This is a genomic window from Chitinophaga chungangae (assembly GCF_017742215.1).
GTDB lineage: Bacteria > Bacteroidota > Bacteroidia > Chitinophagales > Chitinophagaceae > Chitinophaga > Chitinophaga chungangae.
The window spans coordinates 387,136-409,343 of the sequence record NZ_JAGHKP010000001.1 but is presented as its reverse complement, the minus strand read 5'-3'; the positions used below and the strand labels follow the sequence as shown (position 1 = coordinate 409,343).

Annotated in this window: 17 protein-coding genes; 9 read left to right on the top strand and 8 right to left on the bottom strand. The window is 51.6% G+C overall.

Annotated features, from left to right (window positions below; all coding sequences use genetic code 11):
• Window positions 1–203: 203 nt before the first annotated feature.
• Window positions 204–563 carry a hypothetical protein gene (locus tag J7I43_RS01855; RefSeq protein ID WP_209142651.1) on the top strand — a complete coding sequence of 120 codons (360 nt, stop codon included), beginning with the start codon at window positions 204–206 and terminating at the stop codon, window positions 561–563.
• Between the two features lie 69 nt (window positions 564–632).
• Here J7I43_RS01855 and J7I43_RS01850 read toward each other — a convergent pair whose 3' ends face one another.
• The 4 genes from J7I43_RS01850 to pafA form a co-directional block, all read right to left on the bottom strand.
• Window positions 633–983: a DUF6169 family protein gene (locus J7I43_RS01850; RefSeq protein ID WP_317197055.1), complete on the bottom strand. Its 351-nt coding sequence runs from the start codon at window positions 981–983 to the stop codon at window positions 633–635.
• Between the two features lie 551 nt (window positions 984–1,534).
• The gene (locus tag J7I43_RS01845; RefSeq protein WP_209142647.1) at window positions 1,535–2,197 is read right to left on the bottom strand and encodes a hypothetical protein; all 663 of its coding nucleotides are present in this window, start codon (window positions 2,195–2,197) and stop codon (window positions 1,535–1,537) included.
• A gap of 57 nt (window positions 2,198–2,254) precedes the next feature.
• Window positions 2,255–3,028, bottom strand: coding sequence for an enoyl-CoA hydratase/isomerase family protein (locus tag J7I43_RS01840; protein WP_209142645.1), 774 nt, complete (start codon window positions 3,026–3,028; stop codon window positions 2,255–2,257).
• A gap of 159 nt (window positions 3,029–3,187) precedes the next feature.
• Window positions 3,188–4,864, bottom strand: coding sequence for an alkaline phosphatase PafA (gene pafA / locus J7I43_RS01835; protein ID WP_209142643.1), 1,677 nt, complete (start codon window positions 4,862–4,864; stop codon window positions 3,188–3,190).
• 169 nt (window positions 4,865–5,033) lie between these two features.
• On the opposite strand from pafA, the gene J7I43_RS01830 reads away from it, so the two are divergent.
• The 3 genes from J7I43_RS01830 to J7I43_RS01820 all read left to right on the top strand — a co-directional run bounded on the left by J7I43_RS01830 (window position 5,034) and on the right by J7I43_RS01820 (window position 10,373).
• Window positions 5,034–6,245: an aminotransferase class I/II-fold pyridoxal phosphate-dependent enzyme gene (locus tag J7I43_RS01830; RefSeq protein ID WP_209142641.1), complete on the top strand. Its 1,212-nt coding sequence runs from the start codon at window positions 5,034–5,036 to the stop codon at window positions 6,243–6,245.
• Window positions 6,246–6,945: 700 nt separating this feature from the next.
• Window positions 6,946–9,300 carry a TonB-dependent receptor gene (locus tag J7I43_RS01825; protein ID WP_209142639.1) on the top strand — a complete coding sequence of 785 codons (2,355 nt, stop codon included), beginning with the start codon at window positions 6,946–6,948 and terminating at the stop codon, window positions 9,298–9,300.
• Window positions 9,301–9,302: 2 nt separating this feature from the next.
• Entirely contained in the window at window positions 9,303–10,373 is a 1,071-nt protein-coding gene (locus J7I43_RS01820; protein WP_209142637.1) for a PepSY-associated TM helix domain-containing protein, read from the top strand.
• A gap of 166 nt (window positions 10,374–10,539) precedes the next feature.
• On the opposite strand, the gene purL is transcribed toward J7I43_RS01820, so the two are convergent.
• Entirely contained in the window at window positions 10,540–12,759 is a 2,220-nt protein-coding gene (purL, locus tag J7I43_RS01815; RefSeq protein ID WP_209142635.1) for a phosphoribosylformylglycinamidine synthase subunit PurL, read from the bottom strand.
• Between the two features lie 255 nt (window positions 12,760–13,014).
• Here purL and J7I43_RS01810 point away from each other — a divergent pair, with 255 nt between their 5' ends.
• From J7I43_RS01810 to J7I43_RS01800, 3 genes are all read left to right on the top strand, one after another.
• Window positions 13,015–15,210, top strand: coding sequence for a glutamine synthetase III family protein (locus tag J7I43_RS01810; RefSeq protein WP_209142633.1), 2,196 nt, complete (start codon window positions 13,015–13,017; stop codon window positions 15,208–15,210).
• 127 nt (window positions 15,211–15,337) lie between these two features.
• Window positions 15,338–16,786, top strand: coding sequence for a TlpA family protein disulfide reductase (locus J7I43_RS01805; protein ID WP_209142631.1), 1,449 nt, complete (start codon window positions 15,338–15,340; stop codon window positions 16,784–16,786).
• A 160-nt stretch (window positions 16,787–16,946) separates the two neighbouring features.
• Window positions 16,947–17,603: a hypothetical protein gene (locus J7I43_RS01800; RefSeq protein WP_209142629.1), complete on the top strand. Its 657-nt coding sequence runs from the start codon at window positions 16,947–16,949 to the stop codon at window positions 17,601–17,603.
• Between the two features lie 268 nt (window positions 17,604–17,871).
• Here J7I43_RS01800 and accC read toward each other — a convergent pair whose 3' ends face one another.
• From accC to efp, 3 genes are all read right to left on the bottom strand, one after another.
• Complete coding sequence (gene accC / locus J7I43_RS01795; protein ID WP_209142627.1) at window positions 17,872–19,209, bottom strand: acetyl-CoA carboxylase biotin carboxylase subunit; 1,338 nt, start codon at window positions 19,207–19,209, stop codon at window positions 17,872–17,874.
• 70 nt (window positions 19,210–19,279) lie between these two features.
• Entirely contained in the window at window positions 19,280–19,762 is a 483-nt protein-coding gene (gene accB / locus J7I43_RS01790) for an acetyl-CoA carboxylase biotin carboxyl carrier protein (RefSeq protein ID WP_209142625.1), read from the bottom strand.
• Between the two features lie 63 nt (window positions 19,763–19,825).
• Window positions 19,826–20,392, bottom strand: a complete 567-nt coding sequence (efp, locus tag J7I43_RS01785) for an elongation factor P (protein ID WP_209142623.1) — start codon at window positions 20,390–20,392, stop codon at window positions 19,826–19,828.
• Between the two features lie 163 nt (window positions 20,393–20,555).
• Between efp and J7I43_RS01780 the strand changes: the two genes are divergently transcribed.
• Both J7I43_RS01780 and mdh read left to right on the top strand, forming a co-directional pair.
• Window positions 20,556–21,053: a peroxiredoxin family protein gene (locus tag J7I43_RS01780; RefSeq protein ID WP_209142621.1), complete on the top strand. Its 498-nt coding sequence runs from the start codon at window positions 20,556–20,558 to the stop codon at window positions 21,051–21,053.
• A gap of 119 nt (window positions 21,054–21,172) precedes the next feature.
• On the top strand, window positions 21,173–22,111 hold the full coding sequence (mdh, locus tag J7I43_RS01775; RefSeq protein ID WP_209142619.1) for a malate dehydrogenase: 939 nt from the start codon (window positions 21,173–21,175) through the stop codon (window positions 22,109–22,111).
• Window positions 22,112–22,208: the final 97 nt, after the last annotated feature.

Genomic DNA, 22,208 nt, shown 5'->3' with positions numbered 1-22,208 from the left:
AATGTAAATATATGCGATTTTGATGCTGTCACCAAACACCGGGAGGCTTACCGCTCGTGTATTTTTTAACATTTTTTTAAGATAAAAAGTTACCTTGCTTTAAGATTCCGTTATGATAGATAATTTTTTCGTATATTTGCAGTAAGATGAAGAAGCTAAATTACATAATCCAATCATTATCATTGAGTTGCCTCATGGTATGCATGCTGTCCGCAGTATCGCTCCGTGGGTATGCCAATGAGCTGGGCGGTAATTTGGATAACAACGAGGACAAACTGGGCAAGAAAACCGAGGTCAAATACCGGCTTACCGCCATGCCGAAGACCAACCTCAGCCTGGATGCAGGATATAAGGCAAATGGTTTTCTGAACAACGCATTCAAGCTAAGCTCAGACTTTAAATTAAGCTCTGACAATGCCGTTAGCGTAAAGTCTGTAATGACTTACAAAAAGGGCAACGTTACCTATATCCTTCCTTATTCCGTACAGGTGCAAACGCCGGCTCCGCAGGCGGACATGCAATATCATCACCTCCAGGTGAGGTTGCCGTTCCGGAAAGGTTAAGGTTGAAATTTTGAAAGAGATTTTTATGAAGAAGGCTGCCGGTTGGCAGCCTTCTTTATTTTCCCGGGATCATGCGGCACGTTCTTCGTCGTCCATTTTCCCTATAACGCGGTTCAGTTGGTGATACACTATCAGGTAAACGTCCCAAAAGCGGTTGTCCGTTCTTACTATCATAGCATTTTGTATCTGCTGCTTTCCGAAAACGGCAATGCAATCGCATTTGGCAAACATCACCCGGTTGTATTTGCTGAACCACTGATCGAATTTCCGTTTACGCGCCAGTTCTTTCGAATCAGATGAATCGCAGATGTAGGTTACTGCTCTCCATTCGTGTTTCATAATAAAGTCTACGAACACCTTAACAATCGTATCCGCAACACGAGGATCTGGCCCGCTTTGCGTGGCATCTCCTGATAACACTTTAATATAAAATGTAAACGAATGGCTCCATAATGGGAAACACTTCGAATGAGAAACCACTTTCCATGAAATAAGCTCTGTATTTTATTCCATTATCCGTGATGAACTCATAGGAAGAATCTCCATCGTATTTGATAGGATATGAGTTAAACAAGTTGTGGTTTTTCAGGTTAAATCAATACATCTTATCGCTTTGGCTAAATAGTGACAGCCCCACCAGGCAGGGGCCTAAAGCAGGGGTATTTACCGCTGAGGTCGGCGAGCTCCCCTCCGTTATCAAGATGGTCGGATATCTCCTTCTGTATCTCAATCAATCTTTTGAGCTGTAAAAAAAACTTCGAAGGCTCTTCCTTCCCAGGGTTTCTTAATAAATCAATTACTTGCATAATTTTCAATTTTAAAGATGAACAAACAAAGGAATTTTTGATCGCGACCTCGATTTTTCCTTCTTCACAAATTTATGCCAAATACAACATAACTTATTGATTTTCAAAAAATAAAGAAAGCCGCAGCGTCAAACTGCGGCTTTCAATTTCAATATGAAAATAACTTTACCCCCTGATCTTCTTCAGCTCATCCGCCGTGATCTCACGGTAACCTTTCGGTACCTCGAATACAGACATCGGCACCGGGCTCAGGTCTACTTTCGTGGCGATCGCCTTCATTTTCGAACCGGATTTCATCACGATCTCATACTCCAGCGGAATGCCCTTCAGGTTCAAAAAACGCCGGTTGTAATAACGGTTCTCCGGTATGATGTCCAGCGTGTAATATACGTCGAACGTACTGCCATCCTGCATTTTACCGATGGCTTTGCGGCACTTGAAACCGGCAATGTCGCGGGTTTCGGCCTGATCGGTGAAGGTCGTGGTCTGGAAACGTTTCATGTCTTCCTCGTACGCTTTTTTGTCCGTACGGATCAGGTATTTGTCGCCATGATTGTCCAGCAGCGTGATCAATCCTTCCGTTTGCGCATTGATGAGATAGATGTAATTCACGATGTTGAAGTTCATGTCTATCCGGCTCAAGTTCCCCCGGATATACTGGATCATGGAGCTGCCGGCAAACATGGCCTCCATTTGCAGCTGCTCGGGCGGCAGTTCCAGCTTGTATTCGATCCTCGCGTCGGATATGGTCCTTTGTGCCAGCAGCGGTGTTGCCCAGCCTATAACGCAGGCGGTGAGCAATATCCGGAAATGTGACAATTTCAGCATAATTGTTAGTTAATACATAGGTGTTGAGAAAAATCTGTGCCAAAAGGTCAAAACCCTTTACCAGTCTGGTTTTAGCTTATTCAAAAATGCCCCGACGCCCTTGCGGCAGTCCGGGTGCTGCCTTGTTTCGGCATTGATGCGGGCAGCGGATTCCAGCGCTTCCGTCAGCGGATTTTCCAGCGCTGCGCTTATCAGTTTTTTTGTGACGTTCAGTGAATTAGCGGACGCATCCACACAAAGGCTCACCGCCACCTGCTGCACGTAATCCTTTATAGTGCCGGCCGGTACGATTTCGTTGATCAGGCCGAATGCGGCGGCTTTTTCTGCGGTGATCAGCCTGCCGGTGAGCAACAGGTCGCGCGCGCGGCCCTCCCCTATTTTACGGACGAGAAACACGCTTACCAGCGCGGGCACGAAGCCGATTTTTACTTCCGTATACCCAAAACGGGCGTCCGGAACGGCGTAGCTCAGATCGGCGATGGTGGCCAGGCCGCAACCGCCGGCAATCGCATCTCCCTCTATCCGGGCGATCACAACTTTTTCCATACGGTAGATCTCCTGCATCAGCAACATCAGCTCGCGGCTGTCTGCCAGGTTGGCTTCCAGGTTATTGGCCTGCAGCTGCTGCAGGTAATCCAGGTCCGCCCCGGCACAAAACGCTTTCCCATTTCCCGCCAGCACCACCACTTTCACATTGTCGTCTGCAGAAGCAGCGGCGAACGTTTCCCGCAATTCCCGCACCACGTCTCCGTTCAGCGCGTTGCGTTTCTCCGGCCGGTTAAGCGTGATGGTGGCGATCCGGTCTGCGATATGATAGGTAACGGCGGACATCTTCCAAATGTAAGCGAATTATTTTTAATGATATTAACGCATGTGTAACTTACTGAAAACAAAAAACCTCTGCCGGATTTTTACGTCTGACAGAGGTTTTTGCTCATTAATTATCTGCTGATATTACGGCATCCGGCGTACCGGGGTTGCCGCATCCCGTTATTTTGTTACTTCCTGGATAGGATTCCCCACGTTGCCGCTCGGCATCTGGATGCGGAGCATGGCGGCCACGGTGGGCGCAATGTCCGTCATATGCGTGGTGCGGTTGGTTTTGCCGGGTTTTACGCCCCAGCCCATCCATACCAGCGGGATATGCGCGTCGTACGGGTTCCAGAGACCGTGCGTGGTGCCGGTTTTACCACCTGCCAGCCAGCCCGGCTGCAGCACTACCATAATGTCGCCGCTGCGGTGTGCGTTGAAACCGTTGGTCATCATGAATTTCTGCGGTTCGGGCAGTGTAGTGGAAGCCAGCTGGTGAAGGTCCACCATATTGGCAACGCCGGGCCATTTCATGCCTTCTTTCAGAATGAATTTTTTCACTTCGTCCAGTTTGCCCGCTTTTTCGAGGCCGTCGATATCGAGGAAAAATTCGTAGTTGAAATTGGAAATGATGGCTTTTTTGATGCCGAATTGTTTTTCGACCGCATTGTTAAGTTCTTTCGCCATCGCGCTTTCGCTCCAAAGGCCGTTGGGCAGCCTGTTTTCTTCGAGGAAACCGGGAACGTGCGCCACGCCATGGTCTGCCGTGATGAAAAACAGCCAGTTGCCCTTGCCTACTTTCTGGTCAAGGAATTTGAAGAACTCGCCGAGGTCTTTATCGAGGCGCAGGTAGGTGTCTTCAGCCTCCACGGAGTTGGGGCCGTGCTGATGGCCTACGTAGTCGGTAGAGGAAAGGCTTACCGCGAGGAAGTCCGTAACAGGGCCTTTGCCCAGTTGGTGACCTTCCAGGGCCGCTTTGGCGAACTCGAGGGTGAAGGTATTGCCGAAGGGGGTGGAAGACAGTTGTCCGAAGCTGTTGCCCATAGAGCCGGCGAGCTCGTGGGGGAAGGCGGAGTTCTGCTGGCCCCTGAAGCGGCCTTCGTAGGGCTTATCGTCGCCGCTGCTTTGGATGTAGGTCTCTACCGGGTACAGTGTATTCCAGGGTTTGCTGAGATATTTCGCAGGCAGGCCCAGGCGGTTGAAAGCCTGTGCCCATGCGGGAAGGCTGGTCATGTAATAGTTGCTGGTCATGAAGTTGCCGGTAGCGCCGTCGAACCAATAGGCGGCATTGGCGCTGTGGCCCGCGGGGAGAATGGCGCCACGGTCTTTGATGGCCACGCCCACCACTTTGCTGCGGAAGTTGGTAGCCAGGCGCAGTTCGTCCGTGATGGTGGTAGTGAGCATATTGCGGGGGCTCATGCGGCCCGGCGCGTCGCTGCCGCCAACGGCGGTTGCCGCGGTATCTTCGGTGCAATAAACGCTGCGGCCAAGCTCGCGGCTGTACCAGTTGTTACCGATAATACCGTGAATGGCGGGTACTGAGCCGGTATAGGCGCAGGTATGGCCGCACGCGGTAATGGTCGGCGTATAAGGGATCAGCGTGTTTTCGCAGGAAAAACCTTCGTTGAGGAGGCGTTTAAAGCCGTCGTTGGTGTAACGGTCGTAATAACGGTACAGGAAATCCCATCTCATCTGGTCTACCACCATGCCTACCACCAATTTAGGCCTGGGTACTTCTTTTTGCGCTTTTTTTCCATAGCTGGGCGGAAACCCCGTTGTCGGCGAAGTGGCTTTTTGACCAAATACCGCCGGCGCCGTCATCATAAAAAGGACGGCCAGAATTTTAATACGGCTCATATTACTTTTTAAATTTGTTCCTTTGTTAGCTCTCCGTTCTGAACGTGGAAAAAAATTGTCCGTAAAAGTAACCTAAGTTTACAAAAAATAATATTTTAATACCTTTGTAGCGGAATTTTAATTTCATTTTAATAATCATATGGATATATTCGAGAAACTGCTGAAGCATATGGGCCCTATCGGAGAACATTCCGACAGAGCGCACGGTTATTTTGCCTTTCCCAAGCTGGAAGGCGAGATTGGCCCCAGGATGAAGTTCCGGGGTAAAGAAAAGATCGTATGGAGCCTTAATAACTATCTGGGCCTGGCCAATCACCCCGAGGTGAGGGCTACCGATGCCAGAGCAGCGGCCGAACACGGTCTCGCAGCCCCTATGGGTGCGCGTATGATGAGCGGCAACACCAATTTCCATGAGCAGCTGGAAAAAGAGCTGAGCGATTACATGGGCAAAGAAGACACGGTGCTGCTGAACTACGGTTACCAGGGCATTATGAGCGCCATAGACGCCATTTGCAACCGCCGCGACGTGATCGTGTACGACGCGGAATGCCATGCTTCCATTGTAGACGGCCTGCGCCTGCACCAGGGCCACCGCTATGTATTCAAACACAACGATATAGAAGATTGCGAAAAACAGCTGAAACGCGCAGTGGAGTACATCAAAACCAGCGGCGGCGGCATTCTCGTGATCACCGAGGGCGTATTCGGCATGGCCGGCGACCAGGGCAAGCTGCGTGAGATCGCGGCGCTGAAAAGCCAGTACGAGTTCCGCCTGATGGTAGACGATGCGCACGGCTTCGGCACCATGGGCAAAACCGGCGCCGGTACCGGCGAAGAACAGGGCGTGCAGGACGAGATCGACCTGCTGTTCAACACCTTCGCGAAATCGGGCGCTTCCATCGGCGCGTTTATGAGCGGCGACAAAGCCATTATCAATTACCTGCGTTACAATATGCGCTCGCAGATCTTCGCGAAATCCATTCCTTTACCGCTGGTGATCGGCCACCTGAAACGCGTGCAGCTCATGCGCCAGCAGCCGCAGATGAAGGCAAAACTCTGGAGCAACGTGAACAAACTGCAGCAGGGCCTGCGAGACAGAGGGTTCAACATCGGCCGCACCAATTCCCCGGTAACGCCTATTTACCTGCAGGGCGACATCCCGGAAGCGACCGCCATGTGCCTAGACCTCCGCGAGAACTACAATATTTTCTGCTCCATCGTGGTATACCCTGTGATCCCGAAAGGACAGATCATCTACCGCCTGATCCCGACCGCGGCTCACTCCGACGAGGACATCGAGCTGACGCTGAAAGCTTTCACCGAAACCAAGCAGAAGCTTGACCAGAAAACTTATGCAGTGGCCGAGATCCCGATGGTATAACAAGCGACAGTAAGTACAGTATAATAAAAGGAGCGCCTGAACGGGCGCTCTTTTTTATCCGGGTGATAAATCGCCGGAACCTTCCCCATTTTGCGAATGGACGATTAACAAACGTGTTATTCAAGAAAAATAAAGATCCCTGAAAAAGAATTACAGCGAAAAAAAGGAAAAAAAAGCTGAAGTGTGCGACGCAACGGCGGTTGAAAAAAGAGGGGAAGCCGGGCTCAAACCCTTGCCCATAGGGCAAAAAAAGGGGGCTGATGGTTAGTCAGCCCCGGCAAACAAATCGTTCTTTCACTAGGTGTAATACATGATCTTAAGAATCGATCGTTCAGTAGGACATGGTAATAAAAAGTTTGGGCCATCATAGAATATGGATTTACACTATTAAATGTTAACCCATGGAAATATTTTATGATTGTCGAATTATATTATAAGTAGTTGGAAATCTTAGTATTAATAGATTAGGCTCTTTCCGTTCCCGAACTTGTAAGCGTTAACCAAAAATAATGTAGTTCTACAGCAATACCATCACACTAACGTGGTATTTTGTTAACACACTGTTAAAGTACTGTCAGGTTATAACATTTATCCAAGGCAGTTTCTAACGTTTTTTCCCGATCCGATCATTCTTTTTCCGCTTTGCGTAAATATACGCATTCTCCAGCGGGGTACCTTTGCGGCGACTTTAACAAATCAGATGAGGAAGATATTTACGATAGCCGTATTAGCAGCGGCTTCCATGACCGCCCAGGCGCAGGCCCCCCAGGGCGTGATCAAAGGCACCGTGCGCAACGACCAGGGGCAGCCCGTTCCATTCGCCAACATCAGCATTCCGGGCATCAAAAAAGGCACCGTAGCCAACGCCAACGGCAATTATACACTCTCAGCACCCTCCGGTTCGCACTTCCTGCGTTTTTCCGGCGTAGGTTTCACCACTTCAGAACAGAACGTCGCTTTTACGGCCGATACCACCATACAGGACGTGACCATGCAATCCAACGGGGACCTGCAGGAAGTGATCGTATCCGCCAGCCGCAAAAAAGAAACGCTCGACGAAGTGCCATCATCGGTTACCATCGTTAGCCCCCGCGATATCGAAGCGCAGAAGAGCATCAACAACAATATCATGTCCGTGCTCGCCAACACCGTTCCCGGCCTTGGCGTGAACGATAACTCCACCAGCAACACCGGTCAAACCCTCCGCGGCCGCAACGTACTCGTAATGATCGACGGCATCCCGCAGAGCACGCCGCTCCGCAACGGCAGCCGCGACATCCGCAGCATCGACCCCTCCGCCATCGAGCGCGTGGAAGTGATCAAAGGCGCTACCGCCATTTACGGCAACGGGGCAGACGGCGGCCTGATCAACTACATCACCAAAAAAGGCAACAAAAAACAGCCGGGCATTCACGGCGAAACCACGCTCGGCGCCAACACCCAGCTGGTGGAAGCGCAGCATACCGGCGGGTTTGCAGTGGGCCAGCTGCTGAGCGGCTCGTATAAAAAATGGGACTTCGTAGTGTCTGGTCATTACGAGCAGACCGGCGTTTACAAAGACGCCAACGGCATAGTGAACTCCCCCGAGTACAGTCTTGGCGAATCGCAGATCTGGAACGGCTTTGCAAAGATCGGGTACGACATTAACACCCGCAACCGCGTGGAAATGATGTACAACTTCTTCGGCAGCCAGCAGCGCAGCGATTACATCCTGAAACCCGGTAAATTTTTGAATAAAGATTCCGCCGCCACCGGCATCATCGGCAACCGCCCCGGCGACCCGGAAGGCACGCCCTACAACCACAACGCCAGCCTGCGCTGGAGCAGCGAAGGCATTATCGGCGGCACGGACCTGGACGTGAACCTGTACATGCAGCGTTTCAAAACCGTGTACAGCTGGGTGCCCAGTTTCGAGTTCGGCGGCCAGTCCGAGATATCATCCGCCAAACAGGGCGCGCGCATCAACCTCAGCACACCGGTGCATATCAATCACAATTACGACCTGTCGCTGGTGTACGGTTTGGATTATATGAACGACAAAACCTCCCAAAGCCTGCTCGACGGCCGTACCTGGGTGCCCGATATGGACATGAAGAACTATGCGCCCTACGCGCAGGTAAAGCTTAACCTGTACAAACATTTCGTGTTCAAAGCAGGCGCGCGTTTCGAGAACATCAACATCAGCATACCGGATTATGTGACCGTTAAACAGCTGAACCGCGTTACCGGCGAGTTCACCGAAGGCGGTGTAAGCGTGGCTGGCGGCGACCTCAGCTACAATGCGCTGGTATACAATGCCGGCCTGCGTTACAACCGGTTCAGGTTCTTCAAGCCCTTCATCAGTTATTCACAAAGCTTTTCCATCATGGAGCTGGGCCGCATCCTGCGCGCCGCCAAAGAAAACACCGTGTCGATGCTGAAAACCGAAGCGGTGATCGCCAACAACTACGAAGCCGGTTTCAACAGCACGCTCGGCCCGCTGGAACTGGAAGCCAGTTACTATATCAGCACTTCCAAACTCGGCTCTTCATTCAAGGAAGTAAACGGCAAATTCGAGATACAGCGCGCGCCTGAAAAAGTATACGGTTTCGAGATCGCGGCAGACGCAAGCATTCTGCCCAACCTCGGCGTGGGCGCTTCTTACTCCTACATCGAAGGCAAACAGGACATCGACGATAACGGCAAATACGGCGACGCGGCAGACAAATACATCGGCAGCGACCGCATTGCCGCGCCCAAAGTGACCGCCTACGTACGTTACGCGCCCATCGAAAAACTGAACTTCCGCCTGCAAATGCTGCATTCCGGCAAACGCGACCGCTTTGAACCGGTGAACGGCCTGTATTCTTACGGTACCGGCCCGGTGGACGGGTTCACCACCTTCAGTTTCCTCGGCGGTCTTGAGCTGGACGCGCACAGCCGTCTCTCTTTAGGCGTGGAAAATCTTTTTAATGCAGATTACTACCTTGTATCTTCGCAATGGAACGCGCGTGATGAAAACTGGATCAAAGGTACCGGCGCACGCGTAACCCTGAACTACAATTACAAATTCTGACCGTGCTCAATCAGCAGATATTTAAGATACACCGTATAACGGGCTTAATAGCAGGAGTTTTTCTCCTGCTATTAAGTTTTACCGGCAGCCTGCTTGTATTCAGCGACGAGATAGACCATGCGGTCAATAAAGGGTTGTATGAAGTAAAACCCGGCGGCGACCGCCTGCCGCTCAACGAGCTGTACCAAAAAGGAGCGGCCGCCAATCCGGGAAGCCCGTACCTCACTTTCCTGCGCCTGCCGCAGGCGCCGAACGAAAGCCTCATTATGCGGGCGGAGTATTCGGCGGAAGACAAAGTGTACAACTACCTGGACCCATACACGGGCGAAGTGATCTACCGCCGCGGCAATAAAAATTATTTCACCGGCTGGCTGCTGTTCCTGCATTTTACGTTGTTGAGCGGCCGCAACGGTTCCATCATTATTCTCTGCGCAACCGTGCTGATGCTCATTTCCATCGCGACGGGGCTGTACGTTTACCGCAAACATCTCGGTAAAGTGCTCACTTTCCGCGACAAGATAGAATGGAAATACCGCCAGCGCCGCTGGCGCAACCTGCACCGCGTTGTGGGAGTTTGGGCGCTGCTGTTTAACCTGCTGATGGTGATCACCGGCATCACCATCCAGCTGAGGGTGGTGAGCTCGCGGGTGGCGAAAACGACCGCCTATGAAATCCCGCAGGAGCCGATCGATTACGACCACCTCCTAACGGTTGCGCGCGCTGAAATACCCGGTATAACGATCATGGGCATACGTCCGCCGAAAACTGCCGGCGGGCCCGTATTGTTCCTTGGCAATGCGGGTGAGCCCGCGCTTTTCGGGGAATATTCCAGCACCGTGTCCGTACAGCCGGAAGACGGTAAAGTGGTGAAAAAGATAGATTTCAAAACGGCCGGCTTCTCCCAGAAACTCAACGCCAGCGTAATTCCCCTGCATTTCGGCAACTACGGCGGCATCCCCCTGAAAATACTGTGGACGTTGCTGGGCCTCACGCCGGGCGCCCTGGCGCTGTCGGGAATCCTGATCTGGTACCGCCGGAAGTTCATTGTCAAAAAAAGAATGGCTAAACGATGATCGGTATTATTTTACCATGCCGTTTTCCGGTCTTCTCCTATACCTCTCCTATACCTGTCCTATACCCATCTTTTACCTGTCTGACATCCTCCGCAAGAGCTAAAATACCATCATAAAAAAGACCGCCTTTCCCGGGCGGTCTTTTTATTTCATCACTGAAAAAATCTTACAGGTGATTTTCCAGCGCGGTATCATATTTGGATTTCCAGCTGCTTACCACGCCCCAGTCTTCGCCGTCCACTACAATGCTCTCTCCTTTCACGGTACCGATCTTCTCGTAACGAACGGAGTGGTCTGATGCGTCTACCAGGCCATGCAGCAGCGCTTCGAACTTCTCTTTGTTTTCCGGGCTTACGCTTACCACTACGCGGCTTTGCGATTCGCCGAACAGGTATGCGTCTTTACGGAAATGTTTGTTGGTATGCACATCGAAGCCCAGACCACGTACCATGGCACTTTCCAGCAGGGTGGTGAACAGGCCGCCCTCGCTTACGTCGTGCGCGGACCTGATGAGGCCTGCGCCGATCAGTTTGGTGATGGCCTGCTGCAGCTGATGTTCTTCCTCCAGGCCGAAATGCGGAGCAGGGCTGTATTCCACGCCGATCAGCTTGTGCAGGTATTCGGAACTGCTGATATCGTTGTAGCTGCGGCCAACCAGATAAATGAGGTCGCCGGCCTGTTTGAAATCGAGGGTCATGCGCTGGTCCATGCTGTCCAGCACGCCAAGCATACCGATGGTGGGGGTGGGATACACCGGGCCATCAGGGCTTTGGTTATAGAAGCTCACGTTGCCGCCGGTAACGGGGGTGTTGAACTTGCGGCAGGCTTCGCCCATGCCCTGTACGGCGTGAACGAACTGGTAATATACTTCCGGATCGTAAGGGTTGCCGAAGTTGAGGCAGTTGGTGATAGCCACCGGTTCGCCGCCGCTGCACACAATGTTGCGCGCCGCTTCCGCCACCGCGATCTGGCCGCCCACATGCGGGTTGGCATGTACGTACCGGCTGTTGCAGTCCGTGGTAACGGCCAGCGCTTTGCGGGTGCCTTTCACGACTACGATAGACGCGTCGCTGGGAGCGTTCGTGCTGGCGTTGGCGGTGCCTACCATGCTGTCGTACTGCGTGTACACCCAGTGTTTGGAAGCGATGTTCGGCAGCTGCGCGATCTTTTCGGCCACTTTCCGCGCGTTGGTGATATCCGGGATATTCTGGATATCGAACGCGTTCACTTTTTCAAAATATTTAGGCGCTACATAAGCGCGGTGATACTGGGGAGCGCCGCCGCCCAGCACGAGGCTTTCAGCGGGCACTTCCGCTTCCAGCGCGCCATTCATGTAGAAACGAAGGATCGGTTCTTTGGTTACTTCGCCGATCTGTACGCAGTGCAGGTCCCATTTATCGAAGATGTCGAGCACTTCTTTTTCGCGGCCTTTGTGTACTACGATCAGCATGCGCTCCTGGCTTTCGGAGAGGAGCATTTCCCAGCCTTTCATGTTCTGCTGGCGGGTGGGCACTTTATCCAGGTGGATGTTCATGCCGTGCTCGCCTTTGGCGCTCATTTCGGCGGTGGAGCAGGTGATGCCTGCCGCGCCCATATCCTGCATGCCGACGAGCGCGTTTGTTTTTACAACTTCGAGGCAGGCTTCGAGGAGTTTCTTTTCCTGGAAGGGGTCGCCCACCTGAACCGCCGGGAGGTCTTTAGCGCTTTCCTCGGTGATGTCCGCGGAAGCGAAAGAAGCGCCGCCGATACCGTCTTTACCGGTAGCGGAGCCCACGATAAACACGGGGTTGCCGGGGCCGTAGCTGGTGGCGGACACCATGGTGCCTACTTTCAGCACGCCCACGCTCATGGCGTTCACGAGGGGGTTTACGCCGTAGCAGTCTTCGAAATATACTTCCCCGCCCACGGTGGGTACGCCAAAGCAGTTGCCGTAGTGGCCGATGCCGTCTACCACGCCTTTGAGCAGGTGCTGGTTCTTTTTATCATTAATATTGCCGAAACGCAGGGAGTTGAGGGCCGCGATGGGGCGTGCGCCCATGGTGAAGATGTCGCGGTGAATACCGCCTACCCCGGTGGCCGCACCCTGGAAAGGCTCCAGTGCGGAAGGGTGGTTATGGGATTCGATCTTGAACACGCAGGCCCATCCGTCACCAATATCCACAAGACCGGCATTTTCTTCACCGGCTTTTACCAGCAGCCTGCCGCCTTCCCGGGGAAGACTTTTCAGCCACACGATGGAGTTTTTGTAACTGCAATGCTCGCTCCACATCACGGAGTACATGCTCAGTTCGGTGAAGTTCGGCGTGCGGCCCAGGATGGATTTTATGCGTTCAAATTCGTCTGCTGTAAGTCCTAACTGTTCGGCGGTTTCTACTGTGGTTTGCATGAAATGATGAAGGTTTAAAAAGAAGATGCAAAACTACATAGTTTTCCCGCAATTGACAATTAAGAAAGTTTGGGCGATATACACATTAATAATTTATGTATATATCAGTTTTAAAGTATCGCGATGCCAAATATTTGGCCAAATTTCAAAAATATAAGGTTTTTAAACGACAAATGCAATATTTTGGTTAAAAAGCGTGAAAGAACTTGCATTTTAACCCAAACTGGCGTTCTTTTGTAGAAAATATTTCACATCATGCAATCGTTACGCTTTCAAGCGCTGGAGAATCTGACCGGCGTTGACTTCAAAGTAAAGCCCGAACTGAATGGCAAGATCACAGACGTGTTCGGCAGTAATGTTTTTACCGGCAAAGCAATGCGGGAAAACCTGAGCGATGAGGCTTACAAAAGCCTGATGAACTCTATTAAAGGTGGCAACAAGATCGAGCGCAAAATGGCCGAACAGATCGCTTCCGGTTTGAAATCCTGGGCTATGAAGAAAGGTGTAACCCACTATACCCACTGGTTCCAGCCTCTCACCGGCACCACCGCCGAAAAACATGATTCCTTCTTTACTATTAAAGGAGACGGCTCCAGCATCGAAACCTTCGACGGCGACGCCCTCGTTCAACAGGAGCCCGATGCTTCCTCTTTCCCCAACGGCGGCATCCGCGCTACTTTCGAAGCTCGCGGCTACACTGCATGGGACCCTTCCTCCCCTGCCTTCATCATCGAACAGGGCACCGGTAAAACCCTTTGCATCCCCACCATCTTTGTCGCTTACACCGGCGAATCGCTGGACTACAAGGCGCCCCTGCTGAAAGCACTGTCTTCGCTGGACAAAGCCGCTGTAGACGTATGCAACTACTTCGACAAAAACGTAACCAAAGTAACTGCTACCCTCGGTTGGGAACAGGAATACTTTATGATAGACGAAGGCCTGGCTAACGCCCGCCCTGACCTCGTTCTCGCCGGCCGTACCGTTGTAGGCCACGCTCCCGCGAAAGGCCAGCAGCTGGAAGACCACTACTTCGGCGCCATCCCCGAGCGTGTATACGCTTACATGCGCGATTTCGAAGAAGAATCTTACAAACTGGGCATTCCTTTAAGGACCCGTCACAACGAAGTGGCGCCCGCTCAGTTCGAGTGCGCTCCCATCTTCGAAGAAGTGAACATCGCGGTAGACCACAACTCCCTGCTGATGGACGTGATGAGCAAAGTGGCCAAACGCCATAAACTGAAAGTGCTGCTCCACGAAAAACCTTTCGCAGGCATCAACGGTTCAGGTAAACACAACAACTGGTCCCTCGCTACAGACACCGGTGTGAACCTGCTGGCTCCCGGCAAAACGCCGAAGACCAACCTGATGTTCCTCACTTTCTTCGTGAACACCATCAAAGCCGTACACGATTACGCAGACCTGCTGCGCGCTTCCATCGCAACCCCCAGCAACGACTTCCGTCTGGGCGCCAACGAAGCTCCCCCGGCAATCATCTCCGTATTCACCGGTAAATATCTTTACGAAGTACTGCAGGAAGTAAAAAGCCGCGTGAACAACAAGTTCGACGAGCAGGATGAAGCCATCCTGAAACTGGACCTGCACCGTCACATCCCGGAATTGATGCTGGACAACACCGACCGTAACCGTACCTCTCCGTTCGCTTTCACCGGCAACAAGTTCGAGTTCCGCGCCGTAGGTTCTTCCGCAAACTGCGCTTCCGCAATGACCGTGCTGAACACCATCATGGCCAAAACCCTGGTAGACTTCAAAAAAGAAGTAGACGGCCTGATCGAAAAAGGCGAGAAAAAAGAGATCGCCATCATGCAGACGCTCCGCAAATACATCGTTGATGCAGAGAAAGTACTCTTCGAAGGCGACGGTTACAGCGAAGAATGGGCGAAAGAAGCTGAAAAACGCGGTCTCCAGAATGTGAAAACCACGCCTAAAGCGCTGGATGCATTCGTTACCAAAAAATCCACCGACCTCTTCGTAGGCACCGGCGTATACAACGAAAAAGAACTGCATGCCCGTCACGAGATCCTGCTGGAGGACTACGTGAAAAAAGTGCAGATCGAAGCGCGCGTGATCGGCGACCTGGCCACCAACCACGTACTGCCCGCCGCTATCAAATACCAGAACGAACTGCTCGCCAACATCAAAGGCCTGAAAGACGCTGGTTTCGGAGAAGACGCTTACAAAGCGCAACTCCAGATTGCAACGAAAATATCTGAACACATAAATGTCATCAGTGAGAATGTACAGGCGATGATCGAAGCCCGCAAAGTGGCTAACAAGCTGACCGATAGCCGTCAAAAAGCGATCGACTACTGCGAGAAGATCAAAGAACCGTACTTCGACGTGATCCGTTACCACTCCGACAAACTGGAGTTCCTGGTGGATGACAAGATCTGGGGTCTCCCCAAATACAGAGAGCTGCTTTTCTTGCGATAAAAACCGTAAGATTGTTTTGGTGTATGATGGCCCCCGGTATTCACCGGGGGTTCTTTTTTGCAATAACCTACGAAATATTTCCTAGCTGATAGATTTTCCGTATATTGTATGACGTAAAACTCTTTATATGTTGAAATCCTTAAGCACCCTTGCCCTTATCCTCTACGCCTTCAGCAGTTTCGCCCAACCCCAATTGAAGATCGATTCGGTTACCGTCACCGGTCAGTATGACCATTACGACCACCAGACGGGAGACCAGTTCAATGTAACCGTTTACGACTGGGCCGGTTCCCATCAGAAAAAATATTCCGCGCCGATCGACCCTTCCGGGAAATTCACCATCAAATTCCCCTTCCCGGTTGCGGGAGATATTTACCTAGACTGGGGCCGCATCTACGAAGCAAATGTTGCATTCCCCGGTGAAACGATCCGCCTGTATGCGGACCTCGCTGAATACAAAGGCACGAAAGCTCCTGTCAGTACCCGTTTTGAAGGCGCTAACGCGAATGTGCATACCGACTATATGCGTTATTACTACGATGTAATGCGCACCGCGGGCGACAGTTTGTACTCGCTCCGGAACCGCCTTTCTTCCGGCCTGGAATACAGGGACAGCGCGGTAACCGTTCTGCAACGAAAGCTCCGCAAACTGGACGATTATGCCCGCAAACAAAACCTGGACAAACGTTCCGTACAGATCATACAGGCTTACCTGCGTTTTTCCACAGCCGGCGCCATGACGCAGTTTATCTACAAACTGACAGGCAGCAGCAGTGAAATAAGCCCGGCATATCTTTCAAGCATCGATTCCATTCATATGATGGCGCAATCGGCGGAATTTTTCCCGGGAGATTACATGATGGCGCTCCGCGACAAAAAAAATTACGCCTACACCCTTGCCAATAAAGCCAAAACAAAAGAGATCGATTCTGTCTGGTACTCTCTTTTAAAAAATGATTTCGAAAAAGAACTTGCCTACACCTGGACCACGAATCAGCACCTTGCCGCTTCCAATTCCCTGGGAAACAACGAGCTGCAGGCGTTTGAGGACAAGGTAAAAGACCCGTACCTCCGCTCCGAAATAAATGCGAGAAACAATGAATTGCTCAAACTCGCGCAGAACGACGCATTGCTGAAAAACACCCGTCTTATCACCACCATACCGGAACTTGCCACGGCAGAAGAACTGATGGCCCATATCGCAAGCCAGTTCAAAGGAAAAGTGGTGTATATGGACATCTGGGGCACCTGGTGCGCGCCCTGCCGCGACCAGATGCAGTACTCGCCCGCCCTCAAACAACGGCTGAAAGGGAAAGACGTGGTGTTTGTCTATCTCGCCAACAATTCCCCCGAAACGGCCTGGAAAACCGCCATCAAACAACTCATGATCACCGGCGACAACGTTGTTCACTACAACCTGCCCAAAGCCCAGCAATCCATGATCGAGAAAAAATACCTCTACCGCGGCTTCCCGACCTATATTCTCATCGATAAAGAAGGAAAATTCATTACCAACCAGGCGCCGCGCCCAAGCGATCCCGACGCGGTGGAAAAGGCGGTCGCCGGCCTGCTGTAGCCCTGTCGCCGGCTATCCTTCACCGTTAAAAAAGGAAAAACTGTGCAAATCGGCCGCCATGGCTGGATCATTAAAAACTGGTTTTATCAGCCGTGAGCCGTTCATCACTTCCTTTAAACTTTCGACGCCGTGAACAGTCTATAATTGTAAACCAAGTAACATGAAGCAGACCTTATTGTTGATTTTCCTGGCATTTGCAGCCCACAGCGGTTTTGCACAGGATTCCGTGAGAACGAAAAAGTATGTAAGGCAAAATGCCGACCTGAAACTGAATGAAAAACAATCGCAGGCCATGCGGGATATCAATAAATCCTACATGGGAAGCGTTCAGGATATAAGGAAAAACAAAAGTCTCAGCCGCGAAGATCAAAAATCGAAGCTGGACGCCCTGCAGACAGAACGCAGCGGCAAGATCAAAAACGTGCTGGACGCGGACCAATACGCCAAATGGCAGCAGAACCGCGAACAGACGATGGCACGTGCCGGCCATTATAAACACAAAGCCGGCAAAAAAGGGAAACGCCCGCATGAAATTCCCGCAAAGGAACTGGGCCTTACAGACAGCCAGGGCCAGGAACTGAAAGCCATCAACAAGGAATACATGACCAAGGCGATGGCGCTGAAAGGACTGGATAAAGAAGAGAAGACGGCTAAAATGAAGGCTTTGAAGGATGAAAGGCAGCAGAAGATCAAAACGGCATTGGGAGACGAAAGCTACAGCAAATACGAAGCCTGGGAAAAAGAACGGGCGAAGAGCTGGAAAGACGGCATGAAAAAGCGGAAAAAAGCGCCCGCCGCCCCGGCAGAAAATCTTTGATGGAGTGAATTGGGTGCCGCAAATGGTTCACGGCATACTTTTCATCAGCATACAATCTGACATTTAATTTTGAAAAGGTTTTAAGGTTTAAAGCAGGCTGCCTCCGGGTGGCCTGCTTTTTGTTGGCTCTAAGTTGTGCCGGGCGGTACCGGGCATTTTCATCCAATAACGTGCTGAAAAGCACACCCAGGCCCGCATTGGGTACCGTCATGCAAAAAAGGCTCCTGCAAACGCAGAAGCCTTTTTTAGTATCGGGTAAAACCGCTGTTTACTGCAGTTTGAAACCTTCGGTGAATTTGGTCGTGAAGTTGCCTTTCCGGAAGTTCTCGTCCTGCATCAGCTGCTGGTGGAACGGGATGGTGGTTTTCACGCCTTCGATCACGAATTCGCTCAGCGCCCTTTCCATGGTGTTGATGGCTTCTTCGCGGGTTTGCGCTACGGCGATCACTTTGGAAACCATGGAATCGTAGTACGGGGGAATTACGTAACCGGCGTAGATGTGCGAATCGACCCTTACGCCATGACCGCCGGGCGTGTGCAGCACGGTGATCTTGCCGGGTGAAGGGCGGAAATCGTTATACGGGTCTTCCGCGTTGATGCGGCACTCGATGGCGTGCATCTGCGGGGTGTAATTTTTTCCGGAAATAGGGATGCCCGCGGCGATCTTGATCTGTTCCTTGATGAGGTCGAAATTGATCACTTCTTCGGTAACACCGTGCTCCACCTGGATGCGGGTGTTCATTTCCATGAAATAAAAATTGCGGTGTTTGTCTACCAGGAACTCGATCGTGCCCACGCTTTCGTAATTGATGGCGCTGGCGGCTTTGATGGCGGCTTCGCCCATCTTTTCACGCAGTTCGGGCGTCATGAAGGGGGAGGGAGATTCTTCCACGAGCTTCTGGTGGCGGCGCTGGATGGAGCAGTCGCGTTCGCTGAGGTGGCAAACTTTGCCGTACTGGTCTCCCGCAATCTGTATCTCGATATGACGGGGTTCTTCCACGAATTTTTCCATGTAGATGCCGTCGTTGCTGAACGCTGCTTTGGCTTCGGTTTTAGCCATGGTATAGGCGTTCTCTATCTCGTTTTCGTCCCACACCACGCGCATGCCTTTGCCGCCGCCGCCGGCGGTGGCTTTCATGATCACGGGCAGGCCCATTTGTTTGGCGAGTTTTTTGGCTTCTTCCACGCTTTCCAGCAGGCCTTCGGAGCCGGGGATAACGGGTACGCCGGCCGCGATCATGGTTTCTTTGGCGGTCATTTTATCGCCCATCCTGCGGATCATTTCCGGGGTGGGGCCGATGAACTTGATGCCATGTTCGCCGCAGATCTCCGCGAAACGCGCGTTTTCGGCGAGGAAGCCGTACCCGGGATGGATCGCGTCTGCATTGGTGATTTCGGCGGCCGCCATGAGGTGCGGTATATTCAGGTAAGAATCGCTGCTTTGCGGTTTTCCAATACACACGGCTTCATCCGCGAACCGGACGTGCAGGCTGTCTTTATCGGCGGTTGAATACACTGCCACTGTTTTGATCCCCATCTCTTTGCAGGTACGGATGATGCGCAGGGCAATCTCGCCACGGTTGGCGATCAGTATCTTTTTGAACATGTTTTTCTTATAGGTTATCAATCGAAAAAAAAGGAAAAGGTTGCAAGCAACCTTACAACCTTTCAAAGAGTTACGGTTCTACCAGGAACAAGGGCTGGTCGTATTCCACGGGAGACGCATCGTCTACCAGCACTTTCACGATCTTGCCGCTTACTTCGCTCTCGATTTCGTTAAACAGCTTCATGGCTTCAATGATGCATACTACTTTGCCCTGCGCCACATCGTCGCCCACGTTTACGAACGGCGGCTTGTCTGGCCCCGCGCTGCGGTAAAAGGTACCGATCATGGGAGATTTGATGGTGATAAGGTTGGAAGCTGCCGCTGCCGCAGGCGCCGCGGGAGCGGCCGCAGCGGGCGCAGGTGCGGCAGCTACGGGCTGGGGAGCCACTGCCACGGGTTGAACCGCCGTTACCGCCGGTACTGTTACGATCTGCTGTACTTCGCTTTCCTTTTGTTTTATGGTAATTTTGAACTTGTCCTGCTCAATGCTCAGTTCGCTGATATTTGATTTGTTGATCATTTTAATCAGCTCCTGAATCTGTTTAAAGTCCATGTAGACAGTTTTTGGTTTTTAGTAATTGCTGGTTCGCTAATGAAAGAAAATGTAGAAATATGGTTATTCTTTTACTCTCTCGATGTATTCACCTGTTTTGGTGTTGATACGGATCAGTTCGCCTTCATTCACAAACAGGGGCACCATCACGGTAGCGCCGCCTTCTACGGTGGCAGGTTTCAGGGTACGGGTAGCAGTGTCGCCTTTCATGCCCGGCTCCGAGTAGGTCACTTTCAGCACGATCTTGTCAGGCAGTTCCACCGCCATCGGCAATTCGGTTTCGGTATTGATGGCAATGGCCACTTCGTCGCCGTCTTTCAGGAACTGGGGCGCATCCACCAGCGATTCCGCCACTACGATTTGCTCGAAGGTCTCTTTGTCCATGAAATTATATCCGCTGTCGTCCTGGTAAAGGAACTGAAACGATTTTTTCTCAACGCGCACCGGGTAAATGGTATCGCCGGAGTTCCAGGTATGCTCGATGGAACGGCTATTGTCAACGCCCTTCAATTTTGCCCACACTTTCGCGGCTGCACGGGCGGTTTTGTTCTGACCAAACTCTACAACAGAATACAAGCTGTTATCCAGCTTAATGATCAATCCTGTTCTGATATCTGCGGTGGTAGCCATAAAAAGGTCACTGATTTAAAGTTAAAAATTTACATTAGGATTGCAAAAGTAAAAATTTTCGCATATGAACAAACAAAACTTACCGGAATTCCCACAAAAGCGGTACAGTTTTGGCGCAATATGCAGGATATTCCTTTCATTTTATCAATTAAAAAATATGAATATGAGAAGATGGCTCTGCCTGTTGCTGCTGCTTCCCGCCTTGCTGAAAGCGCAATCCCATACAAACGATCCGGCAAATATCCCGCCTTTTAAGCAATTTTCCATCATTTCGCCGCAACCGATGCAGCTGTATGGAGGCCAGACCTTCACCAAAAACGATCTTCCCAGAAATAAACCCGTTGTCGTGTTTTTGTTCAGCGTGGAATGCGACCATTGTGCGCATATGACGCAGGACATCCTTAAAAACATCGACAAGTTCGGTAAAACCACCCTGCTGATGATCACCCCGTTCAGGCTGGACCGGATGAAGGCCTGGTACGACCAGTACAACATCGGCAAATACCCGAACATCATCATGGCCGCCGAGCCCACGCGGCAGATCGTGTATTATTACGGGCTGCACAATTTCCCCGGGATTTATATCTACGACAAAAAGCACCGGTTGGTGGCAGACTACGAAGGTACCGTTAAACTGGACACTTTGTTAAAGCGCTTGTAAATTTTTCACCGGCGGGTTGCGGATCGGGAAAATTTAGCAGATTCCGCTGAAATTACCCGTCCGATGTCCTATTTTTGTTTCCCAAATAATTCTTCACCTTTTTAAAATACTCAGATACGATGAAAGTTACTGTTGTAGGAGCTGGAAATGTAGGCGCAACCTGCGCTAACGTGCTGGCCCACAGAGATTTTCTGCAGGAGGTTGTTTTGCTTGACATCAAGGAAGGCACCGCAGAAGGAAAGGCCCTGGATACCTGGCAGCAAGCCCCCATTGATTATTACAGCACGAAAGTGACGGGTGTGACCAACGATTACTCCAAAACCGCCAACAGCGATGTGGTGGTGATCACTTCCGGCCTTCCCCGCAAACCGGGCATGAGCCGCGACGACCTGATCTCCACCAACGCCAATATCGTTAAATCTGTTACCGAGAACGTTACCAAATTTTCTCCGGACGCGATCATCATCGTGGTATCCAACCCGCTCGACGTAATGACCTACTGCGCTTACCTGACTGCCAAAAAAGACAGCAGCAAGGTATTCGGCATGGCCGGCATCCTCGATACCGCCCGCTACCGCGCATTTTTGGCAGACGAGATCGGCTGTTCCCCGAAAGATATCCAGGCCATCCTGATGGGCGGCCATGGAGACACCATGGTGCCCCTCCCCCGTTACACCACCGTAGGCGGCATCCCCGTTACGGAGCTGGTAGCGGCCGATAAACTGGAAGCCATCATCCAGCGCACCAAAGTAGGCGGCGGCGAGATCGTGAACCTGCTGGGCACTTCCGCCTGGTACGCTCCCGGCGCGGCCGCGGCGCAAATGGTGGAAGCCATCGTCAAAGATGAAAAACGCATCTTCCCCGTGTGCGCATGGCTCACCGGCGAATACGGCCTCAACAACATCTACCTCGGCGTTCCCGTAGTGCTGGGCAAAGACGGTATCGAAAAGATCATCGAGCTGCAGCTCAACAACGAAGAAAAAGCGCTGCTGGAAACTTCCGCCAAACACGTGAAAGAAGTGATGGACGTGCTCGACAACATGAAAACTCCTGCTTAATTACAGGCAGTTCAAATCATAAAAAGCATCCCGCAACAACGGGATGCTTTTTGTTTGCCCCCTATTCGCTGTTATAACAACTGATATTCGTAACTTT